Below are 19644 nucleotides of genomic sequence, written 5' to 3'. Positions count from 1 at the left end.
TACCAGCAGAAGTGGCCCCTGACGAGGGCAGTGTTGCCTGCAGCCGCATATCCGGAAAAACAAGGGCCAGGCGTCTGCTCGAATCGAGCCGTTGAGGGAGCTCTTGGAGAGCGACTGGAAGAGGGCCACAGCCGCTATCCATTTGCAAGCAAGTTGCTTCTCTCTGAAAGCCGCTGCCCCTGGCTCTTGCCAAGAGCCAGGCTGTCAGATGAGGTCTGCACTCCCCTGGTTCATAGATAGGTGTGGACAACTTCTTTGAGTTCGGCAAAGCGGAATGGTTTTTTGATGAGAGCAAGTACACCTTCCCGGAGGAGTTTTGCGACTGTTTCATCGGGAGCGTAGCCGCTGCAGATGAGAACCCTTGCGTCCGGCATGATTTTTTTAATCTCTTGAAAGCAGTCGTGACCGTTTAACTCGGGCATTATCATGTCGAGAATGATAAGTGAAATCTTATCCTGTTGCGCTTGTACAATATCAACCGCCTGCCGGCCATTTTTTGCAGTGAGCACCTCCAGGCCCAACTCTACAAGAAGGGCGGAGCCGATAGTACGAACGTTTTCCTCGTCATCTACCAACAAGACCGTGCCCTGAATTTTTTCTTCCAAATCAGGATGCGGCGTTGGGCGGGGATGTTTGGCCACCTTGGTGCTGGTTGGCAGGAGAAGGGTAAAGGTGGTTCCTTTTCCCGGCGAGCTTTCCAGACGAATGGTTCCGGAGTGTGATTTTATGGTGCCATAGACACTGGCCAGTCCGAGCCCTGTCCCCTTGCCCGGTTCCTTGGTCGAAAAAAAAGGTTCAAAGGCCTTGTTCCTTACCTCGTCGCTCATACCTGTTCCGGTGTCTGCGACGCTCAACTCCAGGTACTGTCCTTTTGAGAGTTCAAGGGTGGAGGCTGTGTGGCTGTCATTGATGAGGCGGTTTTTAGTGGTGATCGTTAAGAGGCCTCCGTTGGGCATAGCGTCTCTTGCGTTGATGCCTATGTTCAGCAGGGCATTGGACAGTTCTGAGTTGTCTCCCTGTACCATGCTCTGGGCTGCATCTGTCTTGACGACAATCTCGATACGCTTATCTATGCTTCTCTGCAGGATGAGGACGGTGTCCTTAATTAGGCTGTGGACGTCAACGGTCTCCTCTCCTCCTGCCTTCTTCTTGGCAAACCTCAACAGCTTATTGGTGAGGTTTGCAGCATGTTCCACCGATGATATGATGCCGTCGATATATTTGGCCAGGCTGGGGTTGCCTCCGGCTTTAAGCCGAAGCATCTCTGCCGCTCCCATGATGGCACTGAGCATGTTGTTGAAGTCGTGGGCAACGCCTCCGGCCAGTTGTCCAAGCGAGTCGATGTGACGGCGTTTTTCTATTTCCTCTTCCATCTGTTGAGCCTTGGTCACGTCATCGACCCTGATCACGACCTGGTCAAAATCTTCGCCAATCAGAGGGTAGAGTGCAAAGTTGAAAACACTTTCGACCCCATCAACGCTTATCGGAATCTTGGTCTTTTCAACAGGACCATTGCTGGTGGATCGTTCGAGAAGCTCTCTTACTGTCTCTGAAAATAAAGGTAAAACTTCATGAATCGATTTCCCCTGGGCATCGCTAAAGTCTATGCCTGAAAAGTTGACAGCGGTCAGGTTCATGTCCTTGATGAGGCCCTTGGCATCCGTTCCCACCAGAATCGATGACATGGAATTGATGATGCTGGTGAGGTGTGATTTGGTCCTGATGAGCTCTCTTTCAGTCTCCTCTTTCCTGGATATTTCCCTTTGTAGTTGCAGGTTGCTCTCGTTGAGGGCAGATGTCCTTTCGGACACCAGTGTCTCCAGGCTGGATTTCATCTTATGTATGTCAAGAAATATCTTGGTCTTGTTGAGGAGGATGAATTCATTGAAAGGCTTAAAGATGAAATCGACTGCTCCCTTGTCGTAGCCCTTGAGCTCCTTGGTGTGATCTCGATCAATGGCTGTAATGAAAATAATCGGTATCGAGGCGGTCTTTTCATTTGATTTAAGAATGTCGGCTACCTCATAACCGTCCATCTCCGGCATCTGTACATCCAGAAAGATGAGAGCGAAGTCGTTGTATAAGGTTTCAGCCAGTGCCTCATTTCCGGAATTTGCGGTTGTAACAGTGAGGTCAAGTTTGTTGAGCAGCTTTTTGAGGGCAATGATGTTTTCAGGGGTGTCGTCAACAACGAGCACCTTGGGGGGGGCGCTATTTTGTGGTGATCTACTCTGGTCGATATCTTTATTCATGGAATCTAACTGAAAGAGACTGGTGTTATCTTTATAATCGCAAAATGCATCGTCCTGTCAGGACAGAGAACCCTGCTCTGCTGCTCTTCTACATGGCAGCTGCTGGTCTTCGCCTGTTTGCAGAGGTCAATTTTTTCCTTACTACTCCTTGGTTTCATGGGACTGCTCCAGCAGGTCATTGAGGAAGGGGGAGATCTCCTGCAGGGTGAGGATGTAATCAACCGCCTTGGTAGCGATGGCGGCCAGCGGCATGGTATCAGCTTCTGCCGTCTCAGGATGTTGGGAGATCGTCAGTCCGCCGCCTGCTTTTATTGACCGTATCCCTGCACTGCCGTCGCTGTTCGCGCCGGTGAGAATTATTCCGATGAGGCCGGCCTGGTACGTCGCTGCCGCTGTTTCAAAGAGGACATCGATTGATGGTCTCGAGTAGCAGACAGGTTCATCTATGGATAAGGATAGGGTTTTGTCTTTTTCCACCAGGAGATGGTAATCCCCCGGAGCAAGGTAGACCGTCCCAGAGGTGATTTTTTCTTTCTCGTCAGCCTCCTTGACCAGGAGTCGACAGTTCTTGTTAAGGGAGGTGACCAGGTAGTTTTCGGCCGAGGCCTTGCGATGCTGAACGATCATGACCGGAAGGGTAAAATGGTCGGGCAACTCGGAAAGCAGAGTGTGCAGGGCCCTGAATCCACCAGCAGATACGCCTATGACAACGGCCTCATAGTGATTCTGCATGGTACCCTCTATGGGTTTTCTTTTTCTGGTAAATTTTTTGTCTCTTGATAACAGCTACAAAGTTATCCTTTTCTTTTGAATACTCGAGGGTCTCCTTGCTGCCCAGGCAGAGGAAGCCATTGGGGCGCAGACTGTCAAAGAAGAGTTGGAACACATGGTTTTGGAGATTGGCATCAAAATAGATCAGGACATTCCTGCAGAGGATAAGGTGCATCTCGCCGAAAACACTGTCGGTCACCATGTTGTGGTTGGCAAAGACTATATTTTTTTTGAGGGCTCGGTCAAAGATAGCAGACTCATAATCGGCGTGGTAATAGTTTCCAAACGATGTACTCCCGCCCGATTTCTGGTAATTTTTGGTGCTTTTCTTTATCAAGTCTGTGGGGTAGATGCCTTTTCGGGCTTTTTCAAGGACGGTATCGCTAAAATCCGTGGCATAGATTCTGCTCTTCTCGTAGAGCCCTTCCTCCTTGAGCACGATGGCAAGTGAGTAGACCTCTTCGCCTGTGGAGATACCTGCAGACCATATCTTTATAAATGGAAAGGTCTTGAGATAGGGGATGACCTCTTCACGAAGGGCCTTGAAGAAAAGGGGGTCTCTGAACATTTCCGTCACGTGAACAGAGAGGTTTGCGACAAACTTGTTGAAGAAATCCCTGTCGTAAAGTATCGGCGGGATCAGTTCGGAGATTCTCTGCAGCCCTGTTTCTGCCAAGCCTTTCTTGATTCGTCTTGTCAACGATGCCCGGGCATATCCCCGGAAGTCATAGCCGTAGCGGGATTGCATGGCCTCGAGTAAAAGCGTTATTTCCAGTTCTTCGTTGTCCATTGTTCCCTGTCTGGACTTTATGGTTTGAGGCTAGCGTGATGCGTTGTCACTTCGCCCAGTGCCTGCCTCGTGCTCAAGGGTTTATCCTCGGAGCTAAGCGTAGACTCCTCTTGGATACCTGTGGTCTTTTTTCCTCGTATGCCTCGGGGGCTGCGCTTAACTGATCTTGAACAAGATATTTCAGTATCCATGATACCCTCTAGTACATCCAAATTCTCAACATGGACAAGAGCTTGGTGGTGTCAATGGGTTTGGAGAGATAATCATTGGCGCCGCAGCTGATACATTTTTCACGGTCTGTCTCCATCGCCTTTGCCGTTAGGGCGAGGATGGGCAGCTCCTTGAACTTTTTGTTTTTTCTGATGTTTGTTATCGCTTCGTAGCCATCCATCTCCGGCATCATGATATCCATCAGGACGATGTCAGGACGTTGTTCTTTTTCCAGGAGCTCCAGGGCCTTTCTGCCGTTGTCTGCAATGGTGACTTCGACCCCCTTGCTTGTCAGAAACTTGTTCAAGGCAAAGGCGTTTCTCATGTCATCATCCACCAGGAGGACTTTTTTCCCTTTGATGCTGGAATCTTTCTCCCGCACCTCCCGAATCATCTTCTTGTGAGCATCCGGCATGTTCTGTTCAACCCGGTGGAGAAAAAGCGCTGTTTCATCAAGCAGTCGTTCCTGGGAGTAGGCGCTCTTGACGACAATGGTGGAGGAGTATTGTTCCAACCTCTCCGTCTCTTCCCGTGTCAGGTCACGTCCGGTATAGATGATCACCGGCGGAGGGGTGATGGAGGCGTCTTTTTTTATCTCGTCAAGGAGGGTGAAGCCGGAAATGTCCGGCAGGCCAAGGTCGAGGATCATGCAGTCAAAACGGGTCGATCTCAGCAGTTCCATTACCTGGGCGCCGGTTTCCGCGGCTGTGGTATGGATGTCCTGGGTTTCCATGAGCCTCATGATATTGTTGCGCAGGGTTGCGTCGTCTTCAACAACCAGCAGTTCTTTTACCTCGTTTTCCAGGACGTACTCTATGCTCTCCAGGGCGGTTCGTAATTCTTGGCTGCCGACGGGTTTGGTCAGGTAACCAACAGCCCCCTGTTGGAGCCCCTTGCCAGAGGCATCGAAGGCGGACATGATATGAACAGGGATATGTCTGGTGTCAGGGTTCTTTTTCAGTTCATTTAAAACCGTCCAGCCGTCAATCCCAGGAAGGCCTATGTCCAGGATGACAGCTGTCGGTTTATGCTCGATGGCGTACTTGACCCCGGATTCTCCGCTGTCGGCGACAATGCTCTGGTAGCCGTTTTTTTGGAAGTAATTAGAAAGGATGGTGGCGAACACCTTGTCGTCTTCGATGATCAGCATACTCTTCCCGGAACTGCTGCCTTCACTGGCTGGAGCAGCAACCAGCTCTTCAGTCACCTTTTCCGCCTGAGCGGTTGGAGCGGCTTCTGTCTCCCCTGGGGGCGCCAGCGGTTGTTGGCGTGCTTGTACTGATTGGACCTCATCTCTGCTCAGGGTCTCAGGGAGGATCAGGGTGAATTCCGCCCCCTGGTTGAGGGTACTTGTTGCCGTGAGGTGACCGCCAATAAGCTGAGCCAGTTCTCTGGATATGGAAAGGCCGAGACCGGTCCCGCCATGGCTCCGGCTGATGGATCCGTCAACCTGCCTGAAGGATTCAAAGATCAGGTTCAACTTGTCTGCCGGTATTCCGGGTCCGGTGTCTGTCACCGAAATTGCTACTGCATGGCTGGGGTCAAGATCTTTTCTGCTGATGATGGTTCCGGCTCCTGGTCGTGCTATAGTCAGGGTGATGCTTCCTTTTTCTGTGAATTTAAAGGCATTTCCAAGGAGATTTCTTACGATCTGCTCCAGGCGGTATTCGTCGGTGATCAGGCTTTCGGGGAGGTTTTCTCCGAGTTCTGTTCGAAACTCCAGTCCCTTGCTCTTGGCAAGATGGTTGAATTCCAACTCAAAGTTGGTGGCAATGGTTTTCGGAGTGGTTGCGGACAGGCTCAGTTCCACCTGGCCTGCCTCTATCTTGGAAAGATCCAGGATCTCGTTAATGAGGTGTAACAGGGTCTGGCCGCCCCTGTGGATAGCTGTGGCTGACTCGACCTGATCATCGTTCAGGTTATTCTCCTCGTTTTCTGCAAGCAGATTTGCAAGCAGCAGGATCGAGTTCAATGGGGTTCTGAGTTCATGGGACATGTTGGAGAGGAATTCCGACTTGTATTTGGTGGCAAGTTCCAACTGTCGTGCCTTCTCCTCTATCTCCTCTTGTTTTTCCCGCAGGTGACGGTTCTTGGATTCATTCTCCTTCTTTTGTTCTTCAAGCAGCTCGTTCTTTTCTTCCATCTCCTCGTTGCTCGCCTGGAGCTCCTCCTGCTGGACCTGCAGCCTGGCTTCAGATTCCTTCAGCTCTGCAGTCTGCTCTTCCAACTCGGCATTGGCTTTTTGGAGCTCTTGCTGCTGGTTGCGGAGTGTTTCCGACTGTCTCCTGGTCTGTTCAAGAAGCTCTTTTAAGCGGTCATTGGCCATGGCTGCATTGATGGCAACGGCCACCACGCTGCCGACCTGTTCGGAGAAGTCGAGATAGCGTGGCGTAAAGAGAAAACTTGCGCCCAGTTCAATAATGCCTTTGACATCGCCCTCGTAGATCAGGGGGATAACCAGGAGGTTTTTTGGGGGGGTCATCCCCAGCGAAGATTCAATCTTGATGTAGTCGTCCGGAATATCGCTGAAATGGATGGTCTTCTTTTCCAGCGCTGCCTGGCCGACCAGTCCTTCGCCTTTCTGGTAGCTGTTGGCCAATCCCTTTCTGCTGCGAAAGGCATAGCTGGCTATGAGTTTGAAACACTCATCCCCACTGCCCAGAGAATCACCCTCTTTGACAAAGATCGTGCCCACCTGGGCGCCGGTGTAGGTTGCAATAAAGGTGATGGCGATTCGGCATAAGTCTGCAAGTTTATGTTCGCCGCTGATCTTCTCACTTAAGTGAGTCAGGCCGGTTTTCAACCAGTCTTCCCGGTTTGCCCTGAGGTCACTGGTTTCCAGGGTCTCGAGCATCTTGTTGAGGGAGATGGCCAGGTCATCATCTGTTGAGCCGGGATTAAACCTGAAGGCATACTCCTTAGCGTTGACCGCCTGTTGAAGATTGGCAAAGATCAGGCGGTATCGAGATTCACTTTCCTGAAGGGAGCTGGCGGAATGGTTGATCTGCTCCAGCATGGTATTGAACTCTTCGCTAAGATAGCCTATTTCGTCACGGCTCGTTATTTCAGCTCGTACCGTTGGGTCGCCGCTTGCATACCTCTGGAGAACCTCAACCAGGTTGCCGATGGGGCCTGTTATTGATCTGACCGTAAAAAAAGCGATGAAGATGATGGCAAAGAGAGCGACTGCTCCGATAATCACCGAGATCATCAAGGTCCTGTTCACCCTTGAGATGATCTCCTCTTCTTCGACCGAGATCACCAGCGAGAGCACTGAGCCGTCTTGAGCGGAGGCGAAGCTACGATAGGTCGTGGGAGCCATGATCAAGGGCATAAATACGATCTGTTCGCTGCCGCGTTCGCTGCTGATGCTGCTGATCTCGCCAGGCATGGCTTGGCGCAGGAGGGGCTGCAGGGAGGGGCCAAAGGCCTGTTGGCCAGCGGAAATATTCTCGCCTGAAAAGACGATGAGCTTTTCCGAAGCCGTATTCATAACAGCAACCCGACTGGTCATGAATCCGCTGCGTTTCATTTCCAGAAGGATACTCTCGGTGTTGGCCGATAAGGCTGTTAATTCCCTGTAGGCGAGGAGGTAACCGTTTGCCTTACCCGATGAGTCGGAAGTCCTGAAGCTGTAGAGCAGAGATGGGCGAGCTTGCGATTGCGAGCTTGCGATGGGGTTGTTGTCCACCAGGAATACAGCACGATCCTGGCCGGAAATGATCAGGTCTGTTTCCCGGACACTGCTGCCTGTGGTCAAGTGGATGTTTTGGCCATTGAGATGTGAACTGCTGTTTTTCGCAAGGATGATACCGTTTGCATCGGTGATCAGGACCAGATGAAACTCGGGATGTCGAGATTGTAAGGAGGTAACATGCTTTTTTAACTCGTCAAGTGCCTCAAACTCTATGGCCATGCCAAACACATCCTCCTGGGTCCATTCTGAGAAGATGTTTGCTCCGCTTTGGAAAAACCCGTTTATCTTTTCACTGCCACTGGTGCTGATGAGGCCAATCTGATTACGACTGCTGCTCAGGGCACTTTCCCTGGCAGGAAAAAAGCTGATCAAGACAATGACCAACATGGGCAGGATGGAGAACAGGAATCCAAAGAGAATCTTATGCTTCAGGCTTGCAAAATAAAAGGTGTTCAAGGCGGCTGCTCTCATGTCGTTTTCCTGCTTTTTTTTACAGATCCAGCTTTTCCAGACTCAAAGGCTTTCCGGCCGTTACCCTTGCTGCATTCCATTCCGATCGTGTTCGCACCGCCTGTTCACCAGGCATGGAGTCCACTATCTCAAAGAAGTCGAGTTTGAACTTGTCTTTGAGTACCTCTGTCTGGGGCTTGCATCTGACGGTGTACACCGTTTGCACCGATTGGTGATCAAAGGAACGCCAGCTCTGCTTATCTTTGAGCAGTTGATAGCTGTGTCCCTCCAGGGCCCTTATCACCTCGGGCGTTTGCAGGGAGCCGGCGCGCTCCACGGCATCCCTGTATTGGTAGACAATAGTATATGCAGATGCCCCGGATGTGCTTGGGTATCTGTTGAATCGTTGGGCAAATGTTTCAACAAATGTTTTTCCCCTCGGATAGTTGTATCTATAGGGAACCTGCCAGGTCCAGGGCAGGGTGCCTATGATCCCTTCCATAACCTTGGGGCCACCGCTTTCAGCCATACCCAGGGTCAGGTTGGGGACCACAATGTGCATCTTTGTTTTAAGTCCCTGGATCGTTGCCTGACGTATGGCGGTACTCATATCCTTGCCAAACAGTACCAGGACCAGAACATCAGGGTTGATGAGTTTTGCAAAGGCGATGGCCTTTCTGAAATCTTGGTCCCTTGCATCGGGGAAGGGAGTGGTGATCCTCTTGTGGGTCTTTCGCTCTTCTGTACCGGTAAAGATCCTCAGGGACTCTTCGGTGGTATGTCCCCAGGTGTAATCAGAGGTGATATAAAAGTATCGATGGGTCTTGGCTGGATAGAGGCGGTTCAGATAGGCTGCTAAAGCCTTTGCCCCCATCCAGGAGTTGTAACATTCACGAAAAGTATATCTGTTGCCCTCTGCACCGGTTGTGGCTGTGGAGTAGGTGAGGGTCCCGAAAAAGAGGACTCCTTTTCGTCGGCAGAGATCTGAGGCGGCAATGGCGGTATCGCTGGCAGAGCCGCCAAAAACCATGGCTACTTTTTCCTCGTCTATCAATTCTCTCACATTGCGATAGGTGGTAGCCACCCTTGATTGAGAGTCACGGCTAATCAGTTCCACCTTTCTGCCCAGGATACCGCCGGTACGGTTTATTTCTTCAACTGCCAGGCTTGCGGCCCTGAACTGATCCGCTCCCTGAACAGAGTAGGGGCCGGTTTTGGGGTAGTTCAGGCCGATGCGTAGGGTGGTATCGATGGATAAGGTGGTATCTGGGGTGCTGGCGGATGAGCGGGAAACTGAGAACAGGAGGATGAGGAGGGTGAGGGATACCCGCGAGATGGTGGAGATCTGGTTTCTCATGGCTGGATTCCTTGGCGGATCTTCTGAAACTCTATGTTGAGATGATGTCTGGGAGCAGCCGCTCCATACCGGCTCGTCTGTGGGCTGTTGCTCTTTTCTGAAAGGTGAGCCTTGCTACAGTATAGAGGGGGTATCAGTAATTGTACACCCTCTTGTCTTGATCTCTGCCCCACTCTTGCTGCGTGGTCAATTTCTTAGCTCTATCCGGGAAAGGCGAACCCTGCTTTTAAGCCGTGCAGCCGTTATCCCCTGGATAAGAGCTCTCTGCCAGTTTCGAGCGGTTCGGTGCTGCCCCGGGAACGGGCCGGCCTGTCATCTTCCCAAGAGGGTTGTAATGAATGGTTCGTAGCCCGTAGGGCGAACAGTCAGGGCGGGATGATGAGGGCTGAAGGAGGAAAAACAGTTACTGGAGGTGTCCTGGAGCCTGTGCCCAGGAAACAGCGTGGTTGTCATGCGAAGAAGAGCCCTCTTAAGGTGGATGGTGGTGAGTCAGGTAGATCTGAAGGTGGTTTTATAGCTGAGTGCTCATTCATTTTTTACTTTTCGCCCTGTTTTGTCAAGGAAATATCATGATATCAGTTTTTATGATAGAAATGTTAGTTTGTGGTTATGTGGTGGCTTTGGTTGAAACTAGGTGATTATTCAACGCATTTGTTTGTCCGGCTCTCTCGTTGTTCTTGGCCTCTAACTGGTGAGGGAGAGGGCCCGCTGCTACCAACAACTTTTGCCCGTCCCGACAGAGGGCCTGGTGTCACTGGAAAATATCCTGACGCAGTTCCTGGCTGTTCCCCTGTTTGGCCAGCAGAGGATAGTGCTCAGTCCGGGAAAGGGGCAAGGGGTCAGGTCTCTCTTTGTCTTCTGGGCTGCCGTGTCAAAGGGATCTCTTCCCCTGGCTTGGTTGCACCTGTCTGGCTTACGGCAGTCTCTCCGCCTTGACCAAGCCCTTGTCCTGTAGAGGCCAGGGGAGCGGCAGGACTGGCAAGGGTTGAGGCCTAAAAAAAGAAGCTGACCAGGGAGGTGGGGCAATGGCTGAGGCGATCAGGAATAAACGATAGAGCGATGGCTGAGCTGTCCAATGAGGCCTGGGCCCATGGGGGGGCGCCCTGCTCCTCTTTGCAGGCTTTGAAGGAGGCGAGACAACAGAGAAAGTTTTTTTCTACCCCTCAGGTTCAGAGGACTCCGGCTACGCAGGGTAGAGGTGTTCGAGGGGAGGGGGAACGGTTCGGGTGGGCAGACTCTGCTGTCCACCCGGGAAAATGAAGAGGCTTACAAGCCCATGGCCTGGCCGGTGCTTCGTCTCGGGTCGGCACCGCCGTACATCACCCCGTCTTTGACCATGATGGACTGGATCGCCCCCATGGAAGACTTCTGCTGGACAGCATGGCCCATCTGTTGGAGTTTGGCGATGGTGTCCGGGCTGATACCTTCCTCGATCCGGATCTCATCGGGCAGCCACTGGTGGTGTACCCGGGGGGCAGCCACGGCGGACTGGATGTTCAGGCCGTGGTCGATCACGTTCATGATCACCTGGAGGGTGGTGGTGATGATCCGGGAACCTCCGGGGCTGCCGGTGACCAGGAAGTTTTTGCCCTTATCCTTGACAATGGTGGGGGACATGGAGCTGAGCATCCGCTTGTTGGGCTCGATCTTGTTGGCCTTGCCGCCGATCAGGCCGTAGCCGTTGGGAGAGCCGGGCTTGGCGGAAAAGTCGTCCATCTCGTTGTTCAGGAGGAAGCCGGCGCCTTCCACGGCGATCCCGGACCCATAACTGAAGTTGATGGTGTAGGTGGTGGAGACGGCGTTGCCGTACTGGTCGGTGATGGAGAAGTGGGTGGTCTCGTTGCTCTCATAGCCCACGGGCGTACCCGGCAGGATGGTCTTGCTGGGGGTGGCCTGTTCCTGGTTGAGAGTTTCCCGGAGGGAGGCGGCATAGGCCTTGGAGGTGAGTCCCTTGAGGGGGATCTGGACAAAATCCTCGTCACCCAGGTAGAGGGAACGGTCCGCATAGGCCCGCTTCATGGCCTCGGCCATCAGGTGGATGGTCCTGGCCGAGTTGTGGCCATAGTCGGCGATGGGATAGCCCTCCAGGATGTTGAGGATCTGGACCACGTGGGTGCCGCCGGAGCTGGGCGGCGACATGGAGTAGATATCGTAGCCGCGGTAGCTGCCGTGGATGGGGGTGCGGATGGCAGGCTGATAATTCTTCATGTCCTCCATGGTGATCATCCCGCCGTGGCGCTCCATCTCTGCCACCAGGAGTTCTGCGGTCCTGCCGGTGTAAAACTCCCGGGGTCCCTGGGCGGAGATCCGCTTCAGGGTCGCGGCCAGGTCCTGCTGGACAAAGAGATCGCCGGGTTCGTAGAAACTGCCGTCCGCCTTGTAGAACAGTTTCCGGGAGGAGTCCCATTGCTGGAGGCGCTTCTGTTTGGCCTTGAGACCCTCGCTGAACCGGGGCGTGACGATGAAGCCCTCTTCAGCCAGTTTGATGGCCGGGGCCATGGCCTCCTGGAGAGTGATGGTGCCGTACTTTTCCAGGGCCAGGGCCAGACCGGCCACCGTGCCGGGCACGCCTGCGGATTGGTGGGAGAAGCGGGAGAGCTGGTTGTCGGCGTGGCCATCCTGGTCGAGAAACATCTCGGTATAGGCCTTGGCCGGGGCCTTTTCCCGGTAATCGATGGCTACCACCTCATCTTTTTTCTCCGAGGAGATCAGCATAAAACCGCCTCCGCCGATGTTGCCTGAACGGGGCTGGGTGACGGCCAGGGAAAAGGCGGCCGTCACCGCGGCATCAATGGCGTTGCCGCCCCTTTTCAGTACCTCCTGGGCCGACTGGGTGGCCAGGAAGTGGCTGGTGACCACCATCCCCCTGGTGCCCTGGACCGGATGCATCCGCTCGCCCTCGATGATGGCGGCAGCAAGGACGAGCTGGGCCTGGATGAGCAGGGCCCCGCAGGCCAGCAATGCCAACCGGCTGCAGCGGGTGAGAAGGTTATCTTGCCTCATACGATTCTCCTGGAAAATGTTGTCCCCGGAACCGGGGAATGTGCAGTTGCCATGTAATTTTTTTTGACAGCTACAGTGTTAATCTTTTTTGGTAATAATTTTTATAGAATTTTGGCAGTTAGCTAGCATGGATTCTGCTGAAAAGCAACTATTGCCGGTGCTTGTATCTTGGCTGCAGCAGCGGCAATGGGGTCGGCTCCGACAGGAAGGTGGCTGGAATGTTGCTGGGACGGGAGAATGGTGTGGGCTGAGGCAAAGGAAGATTGTGCTCAGCTTGGCAAGGGCCCTAGCCTGGTGGCCTGGCTTTATGCCCCCTGGATGACCTTGGTGGTTCTGGTCCGGGAGGTCTTGGGGAACCGGCGGAGCAAACAGGGGCTGAGGAGGTGGATCTTTCGAGTGGAGAAGGTCTCGGGGGCAATGGTGACCGTCTTTGGAGTTGTGCTCGCCTGTAAGGGCTGAGCAACTCTCCGGGGGGCCTGTTGGCGGAGTGTGGGCGGGCCTACATCGCCAGCCTGGTCCGTTCCGGGCTGAGTCTGCGCTCCAGCCGGTTGGCGTAGCGGCTGAGCAGGTAGCAGCAGATGAAGTAGAGCACCGCTATGGTGGTGTAGATCTCAAAGGGGTAGAGCATCAGCCGGTTGTTGATGGAGTAGGCCGCGGTGGTCAGCTCCATCACCCCGATGATATAGGCCAGGGAGGTATCCTTGACGGCGGCGATGAACAGGCCGACAATGGCCGGCAGCATCTGTTTGAGGGCCTGGGGCAGGATCGTCGGCAGCCGGGGCGGGGATGGTCGGCCGGCGCTGTTGGCTGAACCCTCATACAGGGGCTCAGCCAACAAGGCCGGCAGTGTCCGCAGGCAGCATGCTACGCTTGCTGTGCTGCCGCAAAGAAGGTCTGGTGGAGGGCGTGGACCCCCTGGTAGAGTTTATCCCGGTGGAGCAGGAAGTAGAGTGCCGCCTTGGAGGGGCCAAAGGAGATCATCTCCACGTTGATATCTTCCCCGGAGATGGCGCTGAAGCAGCGGGCCGCTACCCCCATGCTGCTGGAGAGGCCTTCGCCGACGATGGCCAGGAGCACCAGTTCGTCTTCCCGTTCCAGCAGGCGATAGGGTCTGGGCTGGATCCGTTCCAGGGCTGCGAAGGCCGGGTCCAGGTCCTTCTTGGAGAGCAGGAAGCTGATGCAGGTCTGGGTGGCGACCACGGATTTGATGTTTAAGGCCGCATCGGTGATCGCCCCGGAGACGATGCTGAGGATCCCCGGCCGGTAGCCCACTCCCGAGGCATGGACCTTGAGGATGGCGATATCCTCAGTATAGGTGATACTCTTGATGATCTTTGCGCTCTGGCCCGAGGAGTCGGTAATCACCGTGCCCCGTGCCTCGGGGCGCATGGTGTTCTTGATCACGATCTCGATGCCGCGCTGGCGGACCGGTTCCACGGTCCTGGGATGGAGGATGGTGGCCCCGAAGTAGGAGAGCTCGGCGCACTCCTCGTAGGAGAGGCAGTGGATAAACTCTGCCTGGGGAACAAACTTGGGATCAGCAGTCATGAAGCCGTCCACATCCTTCCAGATCTCCAGGACCTCGGCATCGGCTGCCGCGGCAATGGCAGCAGCCGAGTAGTCACTGCCGCCACGGCCAAAGGTGGTAATCTCTCCCTTCTGGCTGACCCCGTAGAAGCCGGGAACAAAGACCATGTCATGGGCGGCAAGGTAGGGGAGAAGCGAGTCCTGCAGGGCCTTGCCGGTGGCCTCCAGGTCAACGGTGGCGTCGCCGAACTTGCCGTCGGTGTAGAGGGGCATCTCCTGGGGAAACATATAGCCGCAGTTGAGGCCGTAGGAGCGGAGGGTCCAGGCCAGGAGCTGGGCCGAGAAGCGCTCACCCAGGCAGCTGATGGCGTCGGCCATCTTGGGGGTGAGTTCCCCTGTGAAGTTGAGGCCGTAGTAATAGCGCTCCAGGAGCTTGACCGTGTCCGCCAGTTCACGCTTGTAGCCCTGGACACACTCTGCCGATTCCATCAGGTGGGTGGCAACCGAGAGGTGGAGCTTGAGGATGATCTCCAGGTGGGGCAGGATCAGCTCTTCGTCTTTCAGGGCCTTGTCTATCCCGTTAATCAGGATATCGGTGACCCCGTAGAGGGCCGAGACCACAAGGATATGGCCTTTGCCGTAGCTGGGGATGAGACGGGAGATGTGACGGATGGTCTTGATACCCTTGAGGCAGCCGCCGCCGATTTTTATTACTTTCATTTTTCGATGGTATTTTTGGCGTTTTGAGGTATTGGTGAAGGAGGTGTTCTCTTCGATCTCCTTGTTGTGCATGGCTTTTTTCCCAGGTGTCCGGGAGCGGATCCCTGTCTGCCTGGGGTGGCTGAATATGCCACAGAAGAGGAAAATACAAAACCCTGTTTTCTCTGACCAGGGGATTTTTAGGGAGCCTTGAACTGCAGGGTGGTGTGGATACTCCCCTTGGAACCGGGGCCGTTCCGGGCCCGGCGGGCTGCGGCTCACCTGGAGAACCCGCTGGAAGGGTAAGCGTTTTTCAAAAAAACACGGACTAACCAAGTCTGATTTGTCGGAGGTAGGCGTAGTTCAACTTAAAACAGTGCCTGTCCATAGATGGGCTCTTTCGCTCAAGCTCAAGGACTGCGAGAAAAAACACCGCAGACATATAATTGGGAACCTTGAAAAATGAGATTTTTCGATCAAAGTCAAGGCGCGCGATAAATTTTACCGCAGGCATATAATTGATATTCCTAGGATAAAATTTTGAGTGCAACGCCGAGATTGGAAAAAAAAGCAATTTTTCAAGGTGGCTGATTGATATTTCGAGGATGTTTTTTTTGAGTATGACCCCGAGATGGAGTGAAGCAGCCTTTTAGGGCTAGACACTAAACAGGAGGTAGACCCATGGCGTACACCCATCTTCTCAGCGATGTAAACGACCGATTTGTCGGCACCATCACCTTGAACCGGCCGGAGCAGCTCAACACCTTTAACAGTGGTCTTGCCGGGGAGCTTGCCCAGGCCCTGCGGGCCATGGACGAGGAGCCCGCGGTTCGGGTGATCCTGGTCAAGGGGGCGGGCAAGGCCTTTTGCGCGGGCATCGATGTCAACGAGTTGGAAGGCAAGAGTGCCATGGAGTACCGGGCCTGGATCGAACACATGGAGCAGCCGCTGATCACCATCGCCCGTCTGAAAAAACCCGTTATTGCCCAGGTGCAGGGAGTTGCGGCGGCCAACGGTATGGGCCTGGTTGCGGCAGCGGATCTGGCCATTGCCGCAGACAATACCAAGATGGGACTGACCGCCATCAATGTGGGCCTGAACTGTGTGGGCCCGATTGTGCCGGTGGCCCGCTGTGTGGGGAGGAAAAAGGCCCTTGAACTGTTACTCTACGGTGACCTGATCAAGGCCCCTGAGGCCAAGGAGCTTGGCCTGCTCAATCGGATAGTCGCCAAGGAGGAGCTGGAGGACGCAGCCCTGGCCTGGGCAGAGACCCTGGCCAAGAAGAGCCCGGTGGCGGTTCAGATTGCCAAGCAGGGCTACTATGCCTCTGAGGATATGGACTACTTCCGTCAGTTTGACCTGATGAACGAGGCCTTTGCCCGCCTCTGCACCACCGATGACGCCAAGGAGGGGGTCCGGGCCTTCTTTGAACGGCGCAACCCGGTCTGGCAGGAAAAGTAGGGATCATCCTGCCTTGTGGCAGGCTCTGGAAGGGCAGCCCTTTTGCCTCTCTTGAGGCTGCCTTGAACGCAGCTTGAGGGGCCTTTGCAGATAAGAGCCGAACAGCACTGTGCTGTTCGGCTCTTCTTTTTTTAAGGGGAGAGCGTCCAGGATGAACTCGGCTCAGCCGATGAGGCGGCGGTTCTCCTGAATCATCTGTAGCCACCGCCACGGACTGGTATCGCTCTTGCTGTACCCTCGGGAGAACCTCATTCAAGGAGCCCTTCATGACAGATTCGTACAAACTCATCGATACCACCCTCAGAGAAGGGGAGCAGACCCCAGGGCTGAACTTCAGCCTGGAGCAGAAAAAGAGCATCGTCGATCACCTGGCCCAAGTCGGGGTGGCTGAGGTCGAATTGGGGATTGCCTCCCCCCTTTCCCACCAACTCGCTGAACTGCTGGCCTACTGTGCAGGCCACCATCCCGGGCTTCGTACCTCCCTCTGGGCCCGTTGTCTGGATGCTGATATTCGACATGCAGCCGAGTTGGGGGGCAGGGTGGTCTCCCTCTCCATACCGGTGTCTGATATCCATCTGCGCCATAAGCTGGAGAGGGATCGTGCCTGGGCCTGCCGGACCCTGGCAGAGAGCATCGGGCTGGCCATCGGCCTGGGGCTGGAGGTGGCGGTCGGCTTCGAAGACGCCACCCGGGCAGAGGCCGGCTTTGTCCGGGAAATGGCCCGGCTTGCCGAAGAGGCAGGTGCCGTCCGGATCAGGCTTGCCGATACCGTGGGGGTTGCCTCTCCCGGGAGCCTGAGCAGACTGGTGGAACAGGTAGGCGAGGTGACCATTCGGGCAGAGTTGGGGGTGCACACCCACAATGACTTTGGCCTGGCCTGCGGTAATGCCGTCGCCGCCCTGGAGGCCGGGGCCAACTGGGCCGATGGGGCGCTCCTCGGTTTGGGGGAGCGGGCCGGCTGTGCTCCCCTGGAACAGCTGGTCGCCTACCTGGTGATCCTGCGGGGAGAGGGGGGGATGCAACTCAAGCCCCTGAAGTCTCTGGCCCTCTACCTTGCAGCCGAAGCGGGAGTCGTCATCGGCTCCAGAGAGCCGCTCTTGGGAGAGGCCATCTTCAGCTGTGAGTCCGGTCTCCATCTCGACGGCCTGTTCAAAGAGCCACGCACCTATGAACCCTACCCGCCGGAACGAATCGGCAGCAAGCGCCGGCTGTTGATCGGGGCCAAGAGCGGTAAGGCGGCCCTGGGTCACCAGTTGGAGCGTCTTGGCCTGCTTGAGGGTCCGGCCAGTGAGGCCAGGCTCGATGGCCTGGTCGAGAAGGTCCGCCGGGCAGGGAGGGACAAGGGCCGTGGTTTGACCCTTCAGGAACTGAAGAGCCTCTGGCAGCTCAGCTGAAGGGGCTACTCCGAGTCCTGGCGGTAGGGGTTTTCCTGCTGCAGGTTGAACTTTTTGATGCGGTAGCCGATCTGCCTCTGGGTGAGTCCCAACTCCCTGGCCGCCTTTGCCTGGACCCAGCCGTTGCGGTTGAGGGCGGCAATGATCTGGCTGCGTTCCAACTCCTGAAGCGATGACGGAGGGGGCGTCGGAGGCGTGACCCTCCCTCTGTCCCTGTCCGGCAGGGGAAGAACGCTCCCCAGGGGTGCAGAGCAGGTCAGGAGGTCAGAGGGGAGGTCGTTTAAGGTGAGTCGGTCGCCTTCGGCCAGGATCACCATTCGCTCAACCAGGTTCTGCATCTCCCGGACATTGCCCGGCCACTGGTAGCTCATCAGGAAATCGAGCAGTTCAGAGCTGATCTTTATCCGCCGAGCGTTGCGTTGGTTACTGGCGCTGAGGAAGTGGTTGAGCAACAGGGGGATATCGTCGCTTCGTTCCCGCAACGGGGGCAGGGTTATGGGTACCACATTGAGGCGATAGTAGAGGTCTGCACGGAACCTCCCCCCGGTCACTGCCTGGTCAAGGCTGACATTGGTGGCGGCAATGATGCGGACATCCACGCTGTGGGTCTTGGTCCCGCCCAGCCGTTCAAACTGCCTCTCCTGGAGTACCCGTAACATCTTGGCCTGGAGGGCCAGGGGCATCTCTCCTATCTCGTCCAGGAAGAGGGTGCCCCTGTCGGCAAGCTCAAATCGTCCTGCACGGGAGGTGTGCGCGCCGGTGTAGGCACCTCGTTCGTGGCCGAACAGCTCACTCTCCAGCAGGGTCTCGGGCAGGGCCGCGCAGTTGATCTTAATAAAGGAGCGCTTGCAGCGCAGGCCGCTTTCATGGATGGCACGGGCCACCAGCTCCTTGCCGGTCCCGGACTCTCCCAAAAGCAGGGCGGTGGCATTGCTTCGCGAAAGTTTTTGTATGATATTAAAGACCTCTCCAATGGGCTTGGAGTGACCGATGATGTAGTGGCCCTTATGGGTTCGATGCAGCTTGGCCTTCAGGGACTCGTTTTCCCGGACCAGTCTGGCCTCCTTTTTTTGGATCTCCCGGTGCAGGGTAAGGAACTGGGCGATCAGGGTCGCCAGGACCATGAGAAAGCGGATGTCCTCGTCAAAGGAGACCTCGTCTCCAAAGAGTCGATCCACCGTGAGCACCCCCTCTGGCCGTCCCTGTACCGATACCGGTACCCCGAGGAAGGCGACCTTGGTCCGGTCCAGTTGTGAACGGGCCCCTGTCCGGTTGAGAAAGAGGGGTTCACTCTGAATATCCGGGACCACAAAGGGGGACTTGGTCCGAAAAATCCGGCCGGAAATCCCCTCATCCAGACTGTAGACCCCCCGCATTTCTTCCGCTGCAGAGAGACCGTAGGAGGCCTTGATGGCGAGCTTCTGCCGTTGCTGATCATAGAGCAACAGGGTTGCCCGTTCCATCTTCATGGTATTGTAGAGCACGGCCAGGATGTTAGCCAGGGTCGTCTCCAGGTTGGCGGCGTTGCCGATGAGCTCGGTTATTCGGTGGAGCGCCAACAGCTCCATCTTCTGGGCATCGGCGCTGGTTGTAGGCCCTGTCCTCTGGTTTGAATCCATGATCTGCTCTCGTTGGTGCTGCTGAGGTAAGCGGCTTGGCTGGGCTTGGTTCTGTTTTGTCGGCCGTGACGGTTGTGGCAAAGAAGAGACCGGCCTTGTTCTTCATCTTCTGAAGCAAGAGGGATGCCAGCTGCCTTTTCAGGCGTTTGTCCAGTTAATATCCTGATATTATATTGGAAAAATACACAGGCCGGATTCTTCTGTTCAGGTTGTTGACAATTGTGTGAGTGAAATCAAGTCTCTGTTTCAGAAATGTAAAATATTTGGATTGTGGCTCGGGGAGACTCCGGAGAGACAGAATTGTAGCAAAGGCTACCAAAGGGAAGGATCCTGGCAAGAATGAAGAGAGTGGCAGGCAATGCAGGGGATGGTCTGTAAGGTCCTTTGTTGTAATGGTTTGTTTTTGTTATTGTT

At 55.0% G+C, this 19644-nt stretch carries 10 protein-coding genes and 1 pseudogene; 2 read left to right on the top strand and 9 right to left on the bottom strand.

Annotated elements, in window-relative coordinates; translation table 11 throughout:
- Positions 1 to 230: 230 nt before the first annotated feature.
- The 8 genes and pseudogenes from G494_RS0115975 to G494_RS0115930 form a co-directional block, all read right to left on the bottom strand.
- Entirely contained in the window at positions 231 to 2252 is a 2022-nt protein-coding gene (locus G494_RS0115975) for an ATP-binding response regulator (protein ID WP_028585326.1), read from the bottom strand.
- A 141-nt stretch (positions 2253 to 2393) separates the two neighbouring features.
- Entirely contained in the window at positions 2394 to 2984 is a 591-nt protein-coding gene (locus G494_RS0115970) for a chemotaxis protein CheB (RefSeq protein WP_028585325.1), read from the bottom strand.
- Positions 2968 to 3813 carry a CheR family methyltransferase gene (locus G494_RS0115965; RefSeq protein ID WP_035246984.1) on the bottom strand — a complete coding sequence of 282 codons (846 nt, stop codon included), beginning with the start codon at positions 3811 to 3813 and terminating at the stop codon, positions 2968 to 2970. Before G494_RS0115965 ends, G494_RS0115970 begins: the two co-directional genes overlap by 17 nt.
- A 199-nt stretch (positions 3814 to 4012) precedes the next feature.
- Positions 4013 to 8191: a response regulator gene (locus tag G494_RS0115960; RefSeq protein ID WP_028585323.1), complete on the bottom strand. Its 4179-nt coding sequence runs from the start codon at positions 8189 to 8191 to the stop codon at positions 4013 to 4015.
- Positions 8192 to 8210: 19 nt separating this feature from the next.
- Positions 8211 to 9527 carry a substrate-binding protein gene (locus G494_RS0115955; protein WP_028585322.1) on the bottom strand — a complete coding sequence of 439 codons (1317 nt, stop codon included), beginning with the start codon at positions 9525 to 9527 and terminating at the stop codon, positions 8211 to 8213.
- Between the two features lie 1266 nt (positions 9528 to 10793).
- Positions 10794 to 12530, bottom strand: a complete 1737-nt coding sequence (gene ggt, locus G494_RS0115945; RefSeq protein WP_028585321.1) for a gamma-glutamyltransferase — start codon at positions 12528 to 12530, stop codon at positions 10794 to 10796.
- Positions 12531 to 13029: 499 nt separating this feature from the next.
- A pseudogene (locus G494_RS0115935) lies at positions 13030 to 13296 on the bottom strand (amino acid ABC transporter permease); the annotation flags it as partial.
- Positions 13297 to 13394: 98 nt separating this feature from the next.
- Positions 13395 to 14849 carry an aspartate kinase gene (locus tag G494_RS0115930; protein WP_232362581.1) on the bottom strand — a complete coding sequence of 485 codons (1455 nt, stop codon included), beginning with the start codon at positions 14847 to 14849 and terminating at the stop codon, positions 13395 to 13397.
- Positions 14850 to 15437: 588 nt separating this feature from the next.
- Between G494_RS0115930 and G494_RS0115915 the strand changes: the two genes are divergently transcribed.
- On the top strand, positions 15438 to 16217 hold the full coding sequence (locus G494_RS0115915; protein WP_028585316.1) for an enoyl-CoA hydratase/isomerase family protein: 780 nt from the start codon (positions 15438 to 15440) through the stop codon (positions 16215 to 16217).
- Positions 16218 to 16483: 266 nt separating this feature from the next.
- Complete coding sequence (locus G494_RS0115910) at positions 16484 to 17611, top strand: LeuA family protein (protein WP_028585315.1); 1128 nt, start codon at positions 16484 to 16486, stop codon at positions 17609 to 17611.
- 5 nt (positions 17612 to 17616) lie between these two features.
- Here the strand turns inward: G494_RS0115910 and nifA are convergent, their stop codons facing one another.
- Entirely contained in the window at positions 17617 to 19230 is a 1614-nt protein-coding gene (gene nifA, locus G494_RS0115905) for a nif-specific transcriptional activator NifA (RefSeq protein WP_035246979.1), read from the bottom strand.
- Positions 19231 to 19644 lie beyond the last annotated feature (414 nt).

Source organism: Desulfogranum mediterraneum DSM 13871 (assembly GCF_000429965.1).
In the GTDB taxonomy this organism is placed as follows: Bacteria; Desulfobacterota; Desulfobulbia; order Desulfobulbales; family Desulfobulbaceae; genus Desulfogranum; species Desulfogranum mediterraneum.
The sequence above is the reverse complement of the archived record's forward strand: the minus strand, read 5'-3'. Positions and strand labels throughout refer to the sequence as shown.

Excerpts from the sequence above, each read along its gene's own strand:
- G494_RS0115975 (WP_028585326.1), bottom strand. The coding sequence starts at position 2,252 with ATGAATAAAGATATCGACCAGAGTAGATCACCACAAAATAGCGCCCCC.
- G494_RS0115970 (WP_028585325.1), bottom strand. The coding sequence starts at position 2,984 with ATGCAGAATCACTATGAGGCCGTTGTCATAGGCGTATCTGCTGGTGGA.
- G494_RS0115965 (WP_035246984.1), bottom strand. The coding sequence starts at position 3,813 with ATGGACAACGAAGAACTGGAAATAACGCTTTTACTCGAGGCCATGCAA.
- G494_RS0115960 (WP_028585323.1), bottom strand. The coding sequence starts at position 8,191 with ATGAGAGCAGCCGCCTTGAACACCTTTTATTTTGCAAGCCTGAAGCAT.
- G494_RS0115955 (WP_028585322.1), bottom strand. The coding sequence starts at position 9,527 with ATGAGAAACCAGATCTCCACCATCTCGCGGGTATCCCTCACCCTCCTC.
- ggt (WP_028585321.1), bottom strand. The coding sequence starts at position 12,530 with ATGAGGCAAGATAACCTTCTCACCCGCTGCAGCCGGTTGGCATTGCTG.
- G494_RS0115930 (WP_232362581.1), bottom strand. The coding sequence starts at position 14,849 with ATGCACAACAAGGAGATCGAAGAGAACACCTCCTTCACCAATACCTCA.
- G494_RS0115915 (WP_028585316.1), top strand. The coding sequence starts at position 15,438 with ATGGCGTACACCCATCTTCTCAGCGATGTAAACGACCGATTTGTCGGC.
- G494_RS0115910 (WP_028585315.1), top strand. The coding sequence starts at position 16,484 with ATGACAGATTCGTACAAACTCATCGATACCACCCTCAGAGAAGGGGAG.
- nifA (WP_035246979.1), bottom strand. The coding sequence starts at position 19,230 with ATGGATTCAAACCAGAGGACAGGGCCTACAACCAGCGCCGATGCCCAG.